Annotated in this window: 12 protein-coding genes; 1 reads left to right on the top strand and 11 read right to left on the bottom strand. The window is 47.6% G+C overall.

The features are described 5' to 3' along the window. Positions 1-4: 4 nt before the first annotated feature. The 5 genes from E5331_RS13370 to E5331_RS13355 form a co-directional block, all read right to left on the bottom strand. Entirely contained in the window at positions 5-1,492 is a 1,488-nt protein-coding gene (locus tag E5331_RS13370; RefSeq protein ID WP_123481524.1) for a SusD/RagB family nutrient-binding outer membrane lipoprotein, read from the bottom strand. Between the two features lie 12 nt (positions 1,493-1,504). Next, entirely contained in the window at positions 1,505-4,501 is a 2,997-nt protein-coding gene (locus E5331_RS13365; RefSeq protein WP_275441213.1) for a SusC/RagA family TonB-linked outer membrane protein, read from the bottom strand. Between the two features lie 17 nt (positions 4,502-4,518). Continuing rightward, on the bottom strand, positions 4,519-4,737 hold the full coding sequence (locus E5331_RS20765) for a carboxypeptidase-like regulatory domain-containing protein (RefSeq protein ID WP_275441212.1): 219 nt from the start codon (positions 4,735-4,737) through the stop codon (positions 4,519-4,521). 364 nt (positions 4,738-5,101) lie between these two features. Then, positions 5,102-6,562 (bottom strand): sialate O-acetylesterase, encoded by a 1,461-nt coding sequence (locus tag E5331_RS13360; RefSeq protein WP_135985356.1) that lies wholly within the window; start codon positions 6,560-6,562, stop codon positions 5,102-5,104. A gap of 31 nt (positions 6,563-6,593) precedes the next feature. Further along, on the bottom strand, positions 6,594-7,433 hold the full coding sequence (locus tag E5331_RS13355; RefSeq protein WP_123481526.1) for a peptidylprolyl isomerase: 840 nt from the start codon (positions 7,431-7,433) through the stop codon (positions 6,594-6,596). 153 nt (positions 7,434-7,586) lie between these two features. On the opposite strand from E5331_RS13355, the gene E5331_RS13350 reads away from it, so the two are divergent. Further along, positions 7,587-9,152, top strand: coding sequence for an ATP-binding protein (locus E5331_RS13350; protein ID WP_123481527.1), 1,566 nt, complete (start codon positions 7,587-7,589; stop codon positions 9,150-9,152). A 61-nt stretch (positions 9,153-9,213) separates the two neighbouring features. Here the strand turns inward: E5331_RS13350 and E5331_RS13345 are convergent, their stop codons facing one another. From E5331_RS13345 to E5331_RS13320, 6 genes are all read right to left on the bottom strand, one after another. Then, entirely contained in the window at positions 9,214-9,912 is a 699-nt protein-coding gene (locus E5331_RS13345) for an LrgB family protein (protein WP_123481528.1), read from the bottom strand. Between the two features lie 187 nt (positions 9,913-10,099). Further along, positions 10,100-10,459, bottom strand: coding sequence for a CidA/LrgA family protein (locus E5331_RS13340; protein WP_123481529.1), 360 nt, complete (start codon positions 10,457-10,459; stop codon positions 10,100-10,102). A 205-nt stretch (positions 10,460-10,664) separates the two neighbouring features. Continuing rightward, positions 10,665-12,770 carry a glycoside hydrolase family 97 protein gene (locus tag E5331_RS13335; protein ID WP_135985367.1) on the bottom strand — a complete coding sequence of 702 codons (2,106 nt, stop codon included), beginning with the start codon at positions 12,768-12,770 and terminating at the stop codon, positions 10,665-10,667. Between the two features lie 149 nt (positions 12,771-12,919). Next, positions 12,920-14,734 carry an endo-dextranase gene (locus tag E5331_RS13330; protein WP_420813810.1) on the bottom strand — a complete coding sequence of 605 codons (1,815 nt, stop codon included), beginning with the start codon at positions 14,732-14,734 and terminating at the stop codon, positions 12,920-12,922. Between the two features lie 37 nt (positions 14,735-14,771). Continuing rightward, positions 14,772-16,265, bottom strand: a complete 1,494-nt coding sequence (locus tag E5331_RS13325) for a SusE domain-containing protein (RefSeq protein ID WP_135985354.1) — start codon at positions 16,263-16,265, stop codon at positions 14,772-14,774. 21 nt (positions 16,266-16,286) lie between these two features. Continuing rightward, positions 16,287-17,783: a RagB/SusD family nutrient uptake outer membrane protein gene (locus E5331_RS13320; protein WP_135985352.1), complete on the bottom strand. Its 1,497-nt coding sequence runs from the start codon at positions 17,781-17,783 to the stop codon at positions 16,287-16,289. Positions 17,784-17,816 lie beyond the last annotated feature (33 nt).

Below are 17,816 nucleotides of genomic sequence, written 5' to 3'. Positions count from 1 at the left end.
AGAATTACTGAGCCCAGAACACCGGAGCCCCGTCCCCCTTGTATTCGGGAGTCTTGCTGTTGCGGTTGGCAGAAGACTCCGGATAAGGCCAACGCTGGAGCAACTTGTCAGAGCCAAGCGTGCCGTTAACCTTTATCGGGGTATATAGTGTGCCAGGTTCAAGAATAGAAGGATCGTATGCATCCGTCAACACATTGTAGATCTGATCGCCTGTTACGTTTCCGAAGGTCGGGAATTTCAGACGGCGCATCTCGCACCATGCCTCATAGTTGTTGACACCGGAAAGAGCCACCCATTTCTGAATGCCTATACATTTTGCCCAATTTGTAGAATCCCATGGGTAAGCTGCGAGAACAGTCTCTACGCCTGTTACCCCGGCTGTTGCGAACGAAGCCTCGATTGCTGCCTTGTAATGAGCCTCAGCCGATGCCTGTGAGCCATAACGTGCCTCATACTCGGCAAGGAAGAACTCAATCTCCGAACGTGTGATCAGATAGACCGGATCATCATACTTCACGTTGGGACGGCACCAATAATTTGCCTTGTACGATGTAGTAGTGGAAAAGTTTGTGCCTGACACGCCACCTGTATATTCCGATTTATCAATGTTAGGATTGAAGAATGCCTTCAGACGCGCATCGTCGGCAGCATTCATCGTGGCAAGAAGCGCAAGGTTGAGAATCACGTTCTGCTGGGTAGAACCGAAATAGGTGGCAAACTCCTCCTGATAGAACGGGTTAGCCTGTCCACTCTCATTCTTCCAGCAGTTTGCCCATGCCACGTCGGAAGTAGGGAAATTATTCTCCTTCACAAGTGCATCCAGCTGGCTCTTGACATCTACGGCGTTGCTCTCTCGCATCAGTATCCTAAGTTTGAGGGCATTCGCCACTTTCACCCATTCCGAGGAGCGTGCACCCGGAAGAAGGAAATTTGTACAGACGGTCTCCATCCCGCCCACCTTCGAGATTGCTTCATCAAGCTCTGCGATGATGCCGGCATATATGTCCTTACCTTCGTCATATTTCGGGGTGATGTTGTTGATGTCGAGCGATTCGCTGTAGGGAATCTCTCCGTAGCAATCCACCATAGCCTGATACACGGCCGCACGTATCACCGTAGCTGCGAGCACGGTGCCATAGCTCTCGGAAGCCTCCGCAAGACTGATGACAGTTGACATGTTCTGTAGCGTGCGTGTGGCGAGATTGGAATATGTGCTGCTCGACCTAACCGCACTCTGCATGAACTGGCTATAGTCCATATAGTTTGAGGTGCCAAAAAATTGGGAATAATGCTGTGCGAAATATCCGCCCGTAATGCGGAAATAATCACTATAGCTGTTTGCAAAAGCCATTTCTGCGCCCGGGAAGATCAAGTCGGGAGTCAGGTTGCCGACTGCCGGGGAATTGGGGCTCTCGTTGATGTCGAGATAGCTGTCGCACGCTCCGAGAGTGAGCGACAAAGCCATTACCCCTGACAATAATATCTTGTTCATTGCTGATAATCTTTAGAATGTAACTTTTAGGTTCAGACCGTAAGTGCGGCATGACGGATTGGTATATAGCTCACCGAAGCCATATCCGACATCACCGGAATCCACACTGGTAGACGACTCCGGATCGACATAACGGTTGTCTTTCGCTGTCCAGATAAACGGATTGTTGCAGTATGCAGTGAGGACAATCTCATTGAGATACATGCTCTTCACCCATTTCTGCGGAAGGTTCCAGCTCAATGATATGTTGCGCACCTTGCAATATGAGCGGTCAATCAGATAAGCCTCGCCTCCGGCTCCCCATCCATAGTTGTTGAAATAGTCCTGGAAACTGCTGTTGGCTACATATATAGGAGTGGTGTTTTCGCTATACGTGCCATCACCGTTTGCCACGACAGAGTTAGGGATAATGAAGGGACGACGCTCATTCTCCTCAGTCACCTTGCCGTTGCCGGTGAACTGCATGAGGTTCTTCGTGCGGGAGAACATCTTGCCGCCGTAGCGGATATCGAATGCCGCGCTCAGTGTCACACCATACGCTGTGAACGCCGTAGTGATACCGCCCGTCCATTTATGGTTCATGCTCGCGCCTGTAGCCTGAATCTCATCGCTCAGCACCGGCTGACCGTTGTTGTCGACGATAGGACTGCCATAATAAGGACTCTTCTCGTCTGTCACATATTGGGGAAGATATGTATAGAACTGTCCGATTGCCTTACCTTGCTCCGCATACATATAGACTGCGTCGTTGCCTGCGGAGAAACTATAGATCGAAACCTTTCCACCATCAAGACTCTCCGGAAGGGAGATGACCTTGTTGTAGTTCTTTGAGAAGTTGAATCCGAGTTCCCAAGTGAAGTTCGGGGTCTGAACAGGGATAGTGTTCAACACAAGTTCCACACCACGGTTACGCACCTTACCGAAATTGACCACCTGATAACTGTAGCCTGTCGACGGATCCACCGGAAGGGTGAATATCTGGTCGTCGGTGACGCGGTTATAGTAAGAAGCGTCGAGATCAATTCTTCCATTGAAGAACTTCAGGTTGGCACCTACCTCAAACTCAGAGGTCATCTCCGGACGAAGCGTGTTGGAACCTGCCGTAGAGGAAGCCATGAAGGCATTCACTGCATTGAATGGGAACTTGATGATATAGCTGCCGTAATAGCCATTGGTATATGCCTGAGTGTAGTTGGTGGCCGTGTAATATGGAGAGGCATCATTACCGGTCTTACCGTATGCAAGTCGGATCTTTCCGAAGGTCAGCACCTCATTCTTCGGCACATATTTGGTGAATATGCCGCTGAAGGTGATACCGGGATAGAAGAAGGAATTATTCCCCTTTGGAAGAGTTGACGACCAGTCGTTACGTGCAGTGACGTCAAGATAAAGGAAATTATCCCAGCCGAGAGTCACATCTCCGAAAAAACCTACAAGGCGACGCTTGCTCTGACTCTCACCGAGTGTAGTGCGTGTCGCGCCGTTGCTGAGATGCCAGAAGCCGGTGTTGATCGCCAAGTCATCTGTCTCACCGTTCATGTAGGTGGAGAAGCGTTCGTTCATATTGACGCCGACAGTGACACCAAGGTCAAAACGCTCGTCGAAGAACTGCCTGTTGTAGTTGGCAAGGAAGTCATGGTTGAGTTCGTAACGACGGCTATAATATGAATACACGTAGCCCGCCTGATTCATGTTGCTGGGAGCATAACCGTAGTCCTCATTGATAAGAGCATCATCAAGAGCAATCTGCGGGAAACCCTGCTTCTGGTCATAATCGGAATAGTCGAAACCGAAACGATACGTAAGTGTAAGACCATCGATAGGCATTATGTCTGCCTGAAGTTTACCGAACGTCTGCTTGCCGTTCAATTCATTCTTATTGTTGGCTATTGCCCAGTAAGGGTTGGTGATGCCATAAGGAGTGTAGTATGCCTCCGGAGTATCGAATGCCGTGTTTAGGTTCTTGCGGTCGACAATCGACATATCACGCGGCACCTCATATACACCATCAATCACGGATGTACCCTGGAATGAACCTACTGTCTTTGTCTTCCAGTTGGAGAAGTTCATCGCCGTAGATATCTTAAACCATTTCTCCGGCTGATAAGATCCGCGGAACGCGATAGTGTTTCGTGCGTATGAATCGGCATCCGTAGGCATGATACCGTTGTTGCCGGTGTAGGAATAGGATGTGTAGTACGTCATCTTCTCATCATTGCTCGATCCGCTGATAGCCACATTGTGGGTCTGCGACCAGCCTGTATCGAAGAAGTCGCGCACATTGTTCTTCTTTGCATCGTATGTGTGGATAAGCTGCGAATGATTCCAGATAGGACCATACACCTGTATGCTTCCGTCAAGGGCAGGTCCCCACGAACCATTCTCGATGAAGGTCTGACCTCCGTTCCAACCTTGTCCCCATTTGTTCTGCATCTCAGGTATAAGACTCACCTGACTTGCCTCGACGGTTCCGCTGTAAGTCACCGTATAATTCTTACCGCTACCCTTCTTACCACTCTTTGTAGTAATGATGATCACGCCGTTTGCTGCGCGGCTACCATAGAGAGCAGTAGCTGCTGCGCCTTTGAGCACTGTAAGTGTGGCAATATCGTCCGGAGAAATGTTGCTTATACCTCCGGCAGCGATAGCATGACCCTGTGTATTGAATGTAGAGTTGGCGATAGGCACACCATCAACCACGTAGAGAGGCTGGTTAGAACCGTTGATTGATCCGAGACCACGGATCGACACGTTGTTAGCCATACCGGGATCTGACGATGTAGTCTGGATCTGAAGACCCGCCACCTTACCTTGAAGCGCCTCCATCACGTTGGATGTGCGCGCACGCTCAATCTCGCTCGCATCTACTTGAGTGGCAGCATATCCGAGTGATTTCTCACTCCTTGAGATTCCAAGTGCCGTCACGACAACCTCGTCAAGCACTTCGGAGTTAAGCCCCAATACAATACGAATCTCCCCTTTTGTAATAGGCACCTCTTGAGAGGTCATACCTACATAGCTGACTTTCAGAGTTTTAGCATTTGGGGGGGGGTGTTTTGGATTGTAAACCGCCCGTCAATGTCAGTCGTTGTGCCGATAGTAGTGCCTACCACCATTACCGTGGCTCCGACAATCGGTTCATTGTCATCGCCTGAAATGACTATACCGGAAATTGTCCTTTCCTGCGCTGTCGCGCCCAAGGAAACTCCAATAATAGTCATGAGAAGTAGAAACAGTTTTCTCATACTCTTACCATAAATTAAACTTATAAATATACTTCTATCTTAAATTTTTTAGTTAAAATTATTAAAATTTACAACCAATCCGACTTACCTGAACTTTGCTGTCATTTTTATAATTTTAATCAAAAATAGCTTTACTAAAGGCACCAAACGCGTTGAAATATTAACTTAACGTTGTTTATCGGCTGCAAATTTATGCTACAATTCCGGAATATTTATCATATATTCTGTTAAAATTATTTAATTTTATGTTAAAATATATTTACATTGTCATTTTTAAAGCAAAAACATACAATTTAAAATAAAATATCGGCAAATGTCAAGATTTTTGACACATGCCGACACATTGTTTCAGGAATTTAGGGAATTATGGTTGCCAATCGTCTGTGCGGAATGGTATCAGAGGAAGATAGTTGCCACCATGCACGTTGCCGGGAAGGAAGTCGCGCCAGCCGTAACGCACTGCTACAGGTTCGGGCACTTCCTTACTCGACACGACAAACTCGTTGGTCTGCCATTTGAACCATACGGAATCGGCAGGATGGAAAACCTTGTCGGCTCCCGCAACCTCAAAACCCTCTATATCATAATTACGACAGATACCGTCGCTCGGCGAGTCTATCGCTACCCATGCCGCGCCATCCTCAAATTTGTGGCTCTTATAATGTGGTGACACCACCGGGAAGCGCGTCTTGCCATACGTCTTGTTGAGTGCAAGCTCCGCCAGACGCTTTCCGGGAGTAGTCTTGTCGGAAGGATGGATATTGAATCTCTCGTATGGTTTCACCAGATCATTGGTGCAGATTATGCCTGAATTGGGTATGATATCTGTAGCCTTCCACTGAGCCTCACGGAGAAGAGGTGCCCACGACTTGCCATCTTCCGACCCATAATCGTATGGTGCGATTTCAACACTATAGAAGGGTATTTCCCCCTCCCCTATCTCCTTGCGCCAATGTCCCACCATATTGGCAAGACGCGCCGGATAATCCTCATGACGACCTACGTTGCTGCATCCCTGATACCAGATGATACCGTCATACGTATAGTTCTTCACTGGATTAAACATGGCGTTATACATCAGCACCGGACGATGATAATGCACCATCTTCTCTATATCCGCCGGATCAAGCGACACATCGGAATAAGTCTCAACAATCTCACGCGGTGTCCAGCTCTCCACCTTGGCACCTCCGTATGCACAATTGACTATGCCGACCGGCACGTCAAGCACGTCGTTCAGACGTTTCGCAAAATTCCATGCCAATGCACTGTAATCGGGCGATGTGTCGGGCGACGGCACAGTCCATGTGGAGCTGACCTCATCAAGAGGAGTATCGCTCTGTTTCAGCGGCACGACAAAGAATCGTATCTTGTCGGCTTTCTGACGCGATGTCGCTATCTCGTCATATCCACCCTCCGTGCAACATCCGGCGAAGCCTTTCAGCGGCATCTCCATATTTGATTGTCCGGAGGCAAGCCATACCTCCCCTATCAGCACATTCTTCAATACGACATCATCTGCATTCGCCTTACCCTTTTTTGAAGGTGAATCAGACAATGTGATGGTATAAGGTGTATATCCGCCGGCAGGCGTCTCTACAAATAGTTGCCACTTGCCGTCAGTCCCGGCTTTCACGCTTCGCGTCACATTATCCCACGAAGGCGTAGCCTTCACCTCAGAACCGGGCGTGGCAGTACCATATAATTTTGCCTTTCCATTCTGACGGAGCACCATATTATCAGTGATCAGGGAACCGGGCACCACTTTCGCCGACATCAATACCGGCACCATGGTCAGCCCCAACGCAATAAATAACTTTTTCATGATTTTATAGATTATATTTCATCATACTTTTTCACTTTTTCCACACCTTCGTGGAGAGGATTATGACATCCTCTTTCGGACGATCGGCATCATCAGTCGCCATCAACGTAATCTTCTCTACCACATCCTGCCCATCAACCAACTCACCAAAGACAGTCACCGACCCGTCAAGATGCGGCGTGCCTCCCACTGTCTTATAGATGGTCCTCCTTTCAGGAGATATTGTAATTGCACCTTGCTCCGCATAGCGTGAGGCAGCACGCTCCCGCGCCTTCGCATTAAGGGTATCGCCGTTTGCGGGGTCAGACAATGAGGGATCTTCCAGCATCAGTTCATAGCGTGAGATATGATACAGATAATTCTTGTTCCACTCATTTAGGCGTACCTCCGTCTTGTCAAGCTCTTCATCCGTGAACTTACGCCCTTGCACAACGCAGAACTGTGTCCCCGCCGACATTCGCGTAGGATTCACGTCATCACCCAGCTTAGCATCTATCAAAGCACCTTGCTTGCAAAATTTTTCAGGCAGGATCTCTGAATATACGCAATATCCGCCATCCCCATCTCCATACGCCACGCCGGCTTGCTGCTCTTTGCTCTTGGGATCCCCTCCCTGTATGAGAAAATCCTTGATCACCCGATGGAACAGCACCCCCTCGTAGGTGCCATCATTACACAGGCGAATGAAGTTATCCCGATGTAGCGGTGTCTCGTCATATAGCATGAGAGTAAAATCCCCATGGCTTGTACTGACCGTGACGTAAGTGTTGTCATCCTCTGTAGTCTTCCCGTCAGCTGCCAATCCACTATCCGGGATTGCTATAAATACGGAAAAGGCGACGGCTGAAAGAGATCGTATTAGTCTTTTCATGATAGAAGGAATTATAATAAAGTAATCGAAGTTATCTGCCCCTCTTAAGTCAGATTCTCAATTCTTACAAAATTACAAAAAAATTAGTAATATATTCATCCTTCCGTTTTTATTTGTTACTTTTGTAAATTAATGTCCCCAAAAGAATCAGGCATGAGCAGAATGTTGTTTCCCATCGGAATCCAGACTTTCTCGGAAATAAGAGAAAATGGATTAGTATATGTTGACAAGACAGAATATATACACAATCTTGTCTCTACAAGCAAATATATATTTCTGAGCCGTCCGAGACGGTTCGGCAAATCCCTTCTGCTATCCACTATAAAAGCCTTCTTCGAAGGGAGACGGGAACTGTTCGAAGGGCTGGCAATTGCCGAGTATGAACATGACTGGGAACCGCATCCCGTGCTCCATTTTGATTTCAGCGGAAATAACTACAACTCTTTCAAGGGATTCGAAAGCCAGATTAATAGAATCTTTACAGAATTTGAAAATAAATATGAAATCACCACTGATGATGCCGACACCTTTGGGGTAAGATTCAGAAGAATCATACAGACTGCACATAATAAGACCGGGAAACGGGTTGTCATACTTATTGATGAATATGACAAGGCACTTCTTGAGACTGTCGATAACGAGCCTCTTCAAGAGCAGATACGCAATGAACTACGCGGTATATACGGAAATCTGAAGGGACAAGATGCACATATACGGTTTGCAATGCTCACCGGAGTGACACGCTTCGGGTATCTCAGCATATTCAGCGACCTCAATAATCTTCAAGACATATCAATGTCTGAGCAATACGCCGGTATATGCGGGATAACTACCGAAGAACTTCACAAATATTTTCATGAACGGATAAAGTTATTCTCAAAAAAAGAGGGAACCTCTGTAGAGAGTGTATATAAGGAATTGAAACGCAATTATGACGGCTACCATTTCTCTCCTGTTAACAGCCCCGACATTTATAATCCTTTCAGTCTACTGAACTCTCTGAGTGAATGCAATTTTGATGACTACTGGTTCCGCACAGGCACACCAACATCCCTTGTGAAGATGATACGCAACGGAAATATAAGCCTGCAGCATCTGAATAATTATGATTCCGGCATCAGGGCATTGTCTGATGTCTCCTTCAACCTTTCCAATTATATTTCCGTGCTATATCAGAGCGGTTATCTCACAATAAAAGGATATGATAAGGAATTCAGAATGGTCAGACTCGGATTCCCAAATATGGAGGTAGAACGAGGATTCCTAAATTATCTGTTATGTATCTACACCGACATTCCCGAGAATGAAACAGAGTTTGCTATCCGTAAGTTTGTTCTTGATGTGCGTAACGGTCGCACAGAAGACTTCATGCAGCGACTGCAAAGTTTCTTCTCCGACTTCGGATATGACTCTTTCGATCTCAAAAATCTTGAACGGCACTATCAAGATGTGATCTACATAATAATGAAACTTATGGGTTTCCACACCGATATTGAATATAAGACTGCATCCGGAAGAATCGACATGCTTATCCGTACTGCTGACTACATATATATCTTCGAATTCAAAATCGACAAATCTGCAAAGGAAGCACTCGAACAGATTGACTCTAAAGACTATATGCTTCCATTCAAAGCTGATGGTAGGAAAATCATAAAAATAGGTGCCAACTTCTCCTCTGAAATACGCTCTATCGACAGTTGGATCATTGAGTCTTAGACCCTGTTTATTAAAATCAAAGTTCAACAAATCAAGGTTTCAAAATCAAAATCCATTGAAGTCAGAGTATGAGATTCACTATCGGACCGGCAAGGAAGGCGGTCAGTATGCCGTTTAGGATTAGTCCGAGTGTGGCGTATGCCCCATAGCGGTCGCCATACTCGCTCATGCGGTTGGTGCCCATCACGTGTGCCGCCGTGCCCATGCTCAGACTCTTCGACACCGGACTCTTTATACGTCCCCACTCCATCGTCTTCACGCCTGCCATCGCCCCTATCATGCCGACCAGAACGACTATCGCCGACGTCAATGCAGGAATACCACCGAGCTGACGCGTGATCTCTATCGCTATAGGCGTCGATACCGACTTCGGTGCCAACGAACGTATCACCTCCGGACTCGCCCCAAGCCATGACGCTATCAGCACAACGGATATGACCCCAACAGCACATCCCGCCAATTCCGTGAGAAACAACGACATGAACTGGCTCTTTATATGCTTCAACTCATTATAAAGAGGCAATGCCAACGCTACGATTGCCGGCTTAAGCCAGAACTCAATCATACGCCCACCCTCATAATACTGCTCAAAAGATATACCCGTCAGTTTCAGGAACGTTATCAGGAAAGCTATTGTAAGCACCAGAGGATTAAGAATTGCCAGACGAGTGCGACGCTGAAGTGCCGTCGTCAGCCAGAACACCACAAATGTGAGGGTTATCGTAGAGAGAGGATTACGGGCTATTTCAATGAAAGTCATGATACGATATTATTTAAGTTTCGCAAGTTTGCCAACTTGCTTCACTTAAATGGTTTAATGTTTAAAGTTTATGGTTTATGATCATTAAATTTTGTATAATGAAAAGATTCGAGGATTTCCGTGAATCTTAAACCTTAAACTATAAACTATAAACCACTGAAGTGCAGCTTGCGAAACTTCAGTGATATTATTTATGTTGGTTATGATGTTTCGAACGGGAATGTAGATACTGATGCAGATGCCCCGTCACAAGCAACACGATTATTATGCTGACAACTGTCGCAACCATAATCGGGATCAGCTCCTTACCGATAAGGTCAAAATAAAGCATCAGCGCGACACCCGGCGGAATGAAGAAAAACGCCATGTTATCCGTAAGAAACTTACACACGGGTTTGATGGTAGCGGCACGCACCACCCCCCTGTTGAGCAGGAACGTCAGAATCAACATCCCCCAGATACTCCCCGGAATCGTCATACCGGGCACAAGAGCCAACAACTCACCTAAAAACAGGCATCCGAAAATGATACCAAACTGTTTAGCCATTTCTATAGCAATTGAATTATGAAAACGTCACATCAGCCTCGCAGCTGACTGCCGAAAGCGAATCTTCCGGCATATAGTGGATTTTTTACCTTAAACCTATAATAGAAACACCCGACAAGCCTTTTTTATCATCAAAAAACGAAAAAAGAGTATGCAGACTCATCCACATACTCTTCAAAAACCTATCTTTTTTACCTTTACATCCTCATTTCATCGGTTTGATCGATATGGCGTAACCGCCACCGGGAGCCGCCTTCATCTTCAGGCGCGTCTTTGCATCCACCTTTTTCTTACTGATGACGTATGCCTGCGGATTATTCTGATAATGAGCATCCGGAGCATCGGCATATATCGTAGCCTCATATTTCTTTCCCGGTTCAAGGAAATCGAGAGAGAGTGTAGACGCATGTCCGTTCTCACCCGACGTGCAGCCTACATACCAATCATCGCCACCCTTGCGTTTACGGGCAGCCACAATATACTGCCCCGGCTCCGCCTCAAGATAACGGCTCTCGTCCCAATCTACCGGCACATCCTTTATAAACTGGAAAGCATCCATGAAACGGTTGTAGACCTCCGGCACATCCGCAGCCATCTGAAGAGGACTGTACATGGTGACATACAGAGCCAACTGACGCGCAAGCGTGCTGTTGACATGACCCTGACTGTTGGGGTTCACCTTCTTCATATCCATCTCGAAGATGCCGGGAGTATAGTCCATCGGACCACCCTGAAGACGCGTGAACGGCAACACCGTGGTATGCGACGGCTTATTACCTGCAAACGACTCATATTCCGTGCCTCGTGCGCTCTCGTTGCCGATAAGGTTGGGATATGTGCGGCAAAGACCTGTCGGACGTACCGCCTCATGAGCATTTACCATGATCTTATGCTTGGCAGCCTCTGTGACAGCATAGAGATAATGATTGTTGAGCCACTGTCCGTAATGATGTTCGCCACGCGGAATCATATTGCCGACATAACCGCTCTTCACCGAATTATAGCCATACTTATCCATAAGGTCGTATGCCGCCTCCATGTGTCGCTCATAGTTACGCACGGATCCGGAAGTCTCATGGTGCATCATAAGCCTCACCCCCTTTGAATGGGCGTAGTCATTGAGCATCTTTATATCGAAATCGGGATATGGGGTCTGGAAGTCAAACACGTAATCCTTCGAGTTGCCAAACCAATCCTCCCAACCGATGTTCCATCCCTCCACGAGCACCTGATCGAAACCATGCTCGGCAGCGAAATCAATATATTTCTTCACATTCTCATTATTGGCAGGATGCTGACCGTGAGGTTTGGTCTGGGAATAGTCAAGAGTCTCAAGTTTCACCGACGGCAGATCAAAAGTGTATGACCATTGCTTGCCGCCGCCGATCATCTCCCACCATACGCCGACATACTTCACCGGTTTGATCCACGAGGTGTCGGTATATACACACGGCTCATTCAGGTTCAATATCAGATTTGAGGAGAGCATATCGCGTGCATCATCGCTTACAATCACCGTGCGCCACGGAGTCTTGGCGGGAGCCTGAAGATGCCCCTTGTTACCCTGTGCATCCGGAGTCAGCCATGACTCAAACACCATATTCTTATCATCAAGATTCAGATGCATGCATGAGTAATCCACCAATGCAGCCTCATGCAGATTGATGTAAAGACCATCGTCAGTCTTCATCTGAAGCGAAGTCTGCACCCCTGTCGGAGAGAACTGTGTCTGCGAAGCATTATCTGTAATCGCCCCCTCCATCAATCCTCTGATCTGCGACAGACGGCTCTCGGTATAGTCATACTCCTGAGTATCATAATCACCCGGAATCCACCATGCAGTGTGATCCCCGTTCATCGCAAACTGAGAATGTTCATCCTTCACTACAAAGTACACCAGATTCTTCTGTTGCGGAAACTCATAACGGAACCCCATACCGTCGTCATACACCCGGAACCGGAGATTCATAAATCTATCCGTAGAAGTCTGCCGGAGTTTCACCAGCAATTCATTATAATGGTTGCGTATATCCTTTGTCTCGCCCCATACCGGCTGCCAAGTCTCATCAAAGGCAGAGGTTTCCGACCCGACTATATTAAAACCATCCATCAGGTCATTGGCATTGACCAGCTCAAGGCCGAGAGTCGACGGCTTTATCACCGTCTTGCCGTCAAACGTCATTGAATACGTCGGCACACCATTCTTCACGTCGAAATCAACCGCCACCTTACCATCGGGCGACTTCACCTCCACCGCATTAGCAGCCAGCGAAAACGCTGCCAATAATACAGCAGGTGCAATTCTTGTCATCATTATATTATTTCTCAAGATCATATTTTCAAGATCATATTTTTCAAGGTTAGTTTATTTTATAACTGAAGTTTCCCGACTTCATTATATCTTCCGGGAAATATCTCCCCGGAATCAGATTTAATGACTCCGGGAAAATATCTGTAATGTCATTCCACCACGATCATAGACCAATATTTGAGAGATGGGAGCGTGAATGTCAGCTTATCTCCGGATTGAGTGAACGGCAATTCCACCACCGCACCGCCATGATAATCGGGAGAGGCAGTCCATACCCTTGTCACCTTACCGGAATGTGTCAACTCAAGCGGAGTATTGAGAGTGAGACGCGGGGCAGGACGCTCGCCGTTGAGATCACGCCAGCTCAGATTATCAATGTTGCGGAAATTCAGAAGATGAACCACCTTTTTCCCATCCACATTCTTCGCGTATGTGGTCAGACCATTCTCCTTGGGAGGCCATGCATTGATATTCACCCGTTTTGAGGCATCCGTGCATTTCATCTCCGCCTTAAACTCTGTCTCTGTCGATGTGTCGCGGAGAAGATTCTGATAAGCCGTCATGAAATCATAGTAATGCACAATCGCATCACGCAATTCCTCCGACATTGACAATGGTGAAGCGGGGAAATACTCACGCGAAAGCATGTGGTCGCCAAGTTCAAGATGAGAACCGCCGAGAGCCATCATCACGGCATCCGCCATAAGGATACCGGGAGTATTGAACTCACCTGTAGTCTTGTCAGCCTTGTCATAATTCATGTATGCAGCGAAGACAGTGCGCAGGGAGTTACCGCTGTATGAATCATTCGCCTTTATCACTGTATGGAGATCATCGAAATTCGCCTCATCATTCCACAACTCATTATAGCAGAAATCCACCTTACCCGATCCGGCTATCTGTGACGCGCCGTAGCTGCTCACGGCATTCATGATCAGACGTTTTGCAGGATGCTTCTGCTTCATCGCCCCGATAAATGAGGCATAACCTTTCGGAAGATTCACCTTGTTACCATTGTAGTCATAAAGGTCGCCACGGTTGCCAAGCTGGTCGATCTGATACCCGTCGAAATCAAAATTGGCATATACCTCATCATTGCGCTCGCCAAGATAAGCCTGCCATTCCTCATTTGCCGGGTCTACAAGATAGATATTGCTCTTCCAGTTTGACGGGAGGGTGTGCATATCCTTATCGCCACGGTTGGGATTCTTGAAAAGATACCATTCATCCTTCACTCCGTCAGCCTTTGCATCATCGAGCACTCCAAAACAAAGATTGTAGAATATCGATTTCATGCCGAGAGAATGTTGCACTGAGATATACTTCTTCACAGCCTCGGCAGAAAGAGTACGGTTGGCAATGTCAGTATATGATTCCAGCACGTTGTCACGTGTGCCGGGCATAGGCCAATGGTGCTTGTAATGCCAATCCTGAAATTGCACACCATTGATATGACACCTGTTAAGGAAAGCCATCTCATTCTCTATCACTCCATCGGCAAGTTTGGAATCATCAAACGTTGCGACAAAGCCATAACGGGGATATTTCGTCCAGTCGCTTGAAACGTCCACCGCGATTGTCCCGAGAATCACCTCCTCATTATCCTTATCGCCGGGCGCCCATATCTCCACCATATACCCTTTAAAATCAGTGTTGGATGGAGTCCAATACCACTTCAACGAGGTCATAGGTTCCTCCTTTACTATGGAAGATCCGTGGCGGTAGCGTATCTTAGCCCTTCCCGGCAGTTCGGAAGCCGTGAACTCCACCCTCTCCCCCGGAGCATAACAAGCCCTATCAGTGGAAAGCCCGACGCTCAGATTAGACTTGACAGTGGCGACATCAGTCACCTTGTTATCCTCCCCCGGAGTTGGATTAGGCTTATTCGGCTCATCATTACCGGATGAACCACATGCGGCAGCCATCATCAGCAGCCCTATAGATAACATATTCATTTTCACCATTTGTTAGAGAGATTAGAAAATTTAGTTAAGACAAAGATCAATTTTTCTTTATTATCACCTCATCCAGCAATTGGTTGAGGGTTATCGTATAGCTTCCGGCTTCCGTTATTTTCCATTTAAGATCGACTCCTCCCGTGGAAAGATCCTTATATTCCTCCTGACAGGCATTATCGCTCTTATTGATGAAAATCATTCTCTGCACAGATCCGGTAGCTGCGGCATTCTCTGTGTCAGGCATAAACCATGCCCCGTTCCAATCATCCTGCTTATCGGCAGAGAATTTCATCTCACCGACATTGAGATTCCCGGTCCATGTGAAGATATTCGGATCAGCCGCATCCTGTGTCATAGGGGTGGCATTACCGAGATCCCATCCGTTTGGGGTGGCGTCTCCGACAAGAAACATCTCCGGATAAGGGGTGAACAGACGCATAATCATTCTCTCCTCGCCTGTGCGGATATCAAGACATATCTTATAAGCCTTGTTGGTCTCATCCTGCGTGAGAAACCATTTGTTGTCCGGATCAAAACCCTTCACAAACTCTACTGAGGAATTGGTGTATGACGCATTCTCTTCGGTAGCCTTATACATATTCTCCCATGAGCCTTCGGATGTGCCGAACTTAAATTCACCACCCTTCTCAAAGAAGACGCCGATACGGAAAAGGAACGGATCAAGAGGATCCTGCCACATCTGACGGAAGCCCCAGTCTGTCTCGTTACCCACTATGAAGAGCGTGTCGTATGCCGGGGTGATACCCTCCACCTGAGTCATCTTGACAGTGAGATCAAGGAGATTCACATCCACCTTATATGTGTGAGCCTCATCTATATGGAACTTCTCATCGGGCTGGTCATCGCTTGTACGATAAACGAGGCTGCCGTTTCCATTATTGTTATACGACGGGAGGAAATTTCCGGATGTGGTTATGAATTTGAAATCACCGACGGAAAGATTTCCGGTCCAAGAGAAGACTCCATTCTCAATCCGTGTCATTGCCGTAGCATCATCAGCACTCCAGCCGTTGGGGGTGGCGTCTCCGATCATATAGAGCGTTGTGCTCACCGGAGTATAAGTGACAACTGTGAACGTAGTCACAGAAGTCTGCACCCGTTCCTCGCCAGCCACGCTTGCAGTCACCTTGGCATCGAGCGAGATACCATCGCCCCCTTTCACCCCGAATTGATTACGGATGATCTCATTAAGCTGCTCCACATTGGGAGTCCAGGAGTAGACCTGCTTCTGATTATCCACCACGATATATGAATCGGCAAAATCAGTGCCTGTCTCGGCAAGTTCCAGCGTATAGCTGATTGCATTTCCGGTGCCGTAGTTATTGCCTGTAGACCATTTCAGTGAGATTGCCTCAAGGCTATGGTTTGTCTCGTCAAGCACGAGATCTGAAGATCCGGCAGTGATCACAAGCTCATCCGAACCCTTGTCAAGCACGGTATAGTCGTTGTCGCCACACGCGCCTGCCGTCATCAGCAAAGCTGACGCCATCGCGATTTGAATATATTTAAGTTTCATGTCTTTGGTCGTTGAAATAGATTAATAACCGGGATTCTGTGTCATCAGAGGATTGGCATCCATCTCTGTCTGAGGTATCGGAAAAAGAAGACGCTCCTTCGTTGCATTTGTCTTGCCGATTGAGTGCAGGAACTTGACTGCATAGTCGCCATTGTCAAGGCGGATCATGTCAAACCAACGATGACCCTCAAAGGCAAGTTCCATACGGCGTTCGTGGATTATCGCCTCACGCATCGCATCCTTGGAAAGAGATGAGGAGAGTGCCGGAAGACCTGCCCTCTTGCGCACCTCATTGACGGGAGCAGCAGCACTCGACGTCATGCCAAGTTCATTAAGAGCCTCTGCCTGCATGAGAAGCACTCCGGCATAGCGGTAGACCACGAAGTTTGCCGGCGATGTGTTGGTCTCCGGAGAGATTGTCTTCGACACAAGGAATTTTCTCACGTTGTAGCCTGTGTTGGAATAAGAAGGGCGGTAAGGCATACCCTCCCAATCGGGACATCCCTCATAGAACACTGTGATAGGCTTGCGGAGGTCGCCATCCTCATACTGGTCGATAAACTCCTGGGTAGGCTGATTCCAACCCCAACCGCCGGCTACCATGTTGGAACCACGCGGTCCCATAAATGTTGAGAGCCATGATGCGTAGGGTGTGTTTCCCCAGAAATCAGACTCCGTACTGCCGGAATACTGCACCTCGAATATCGACTCCGCACCATTACGCACCGGGCAGTTGAAATTGTCGGCATACGGGCATGAAGCGAGATTATAGCCAAGCGAAGTAATCTCATTACAGATATCCACCACATCCTGATAATACTCCGGATTCGAGGGTGCCAATGTCAGATAAATGTCGGCAAGCATATATAGGGCGGCATCCTTGCACGCACGTCCAAGCTCATGTTCGGAATAGTCAGCCTTTGCCGGGAGAAGCTCTGCGGCACGTGAGCAATCCGCGATTATCTGAGTATAAGTGTCGGCAAGCGAAGCGCGTGCTATCGCACTCGACGTGTCGGGGTCATACGGTTCAAGACGGAGGGGCACACCGCCGAAAAGACGCGCAAGGATATAGTAGTAGTGCGCACGAAGGAACAGTGCCTCACCCTCTGAGCGCGTCGCAATCATCTCGCTCACCTCATTCTCACTCTTCAGAGCCTTCAGCAGATTGTTACACTGAGCGATACCGATCCACGGCGAACGCCACATATATAGAGCCATAGCGTTATCGCTCAACGTATTAAAATTAGCACACTGGATGGTCTCTATACCGTCGTCGCCACCACCGGCACCAACATTGGAGTTGCCCGCCACAATGTCAAGACCCCATATACGCTGATTGTAAAGGTTTGACGAACGCAAAGGCACATAGCAGGCATTCGCAAGAGCCTCAGCCACCTCATCGGTGACATTCGTCTGTGGATCCACCCTATCGAATGGAGTCTTATCAAGAAAATCCTCACATGATGTGGCGGTCATACCGAAAAGAAGCACTGCCACACTGTATATAAATTTTTTCATAGATTTTTTCATAGATTTTTAATAGACCCTGGT

The organism is Lepagella muris, from assembly GCF_004793975.1.
Lineage (GTDB): Bacteria > Bacteroidota > Bacteroidia > Bacteroidales > Muribaculaceae > Lepagella > Lepagella muris.
This window is presented reverse-complemented; position numbering and strand designations above follow the sequence as displayed.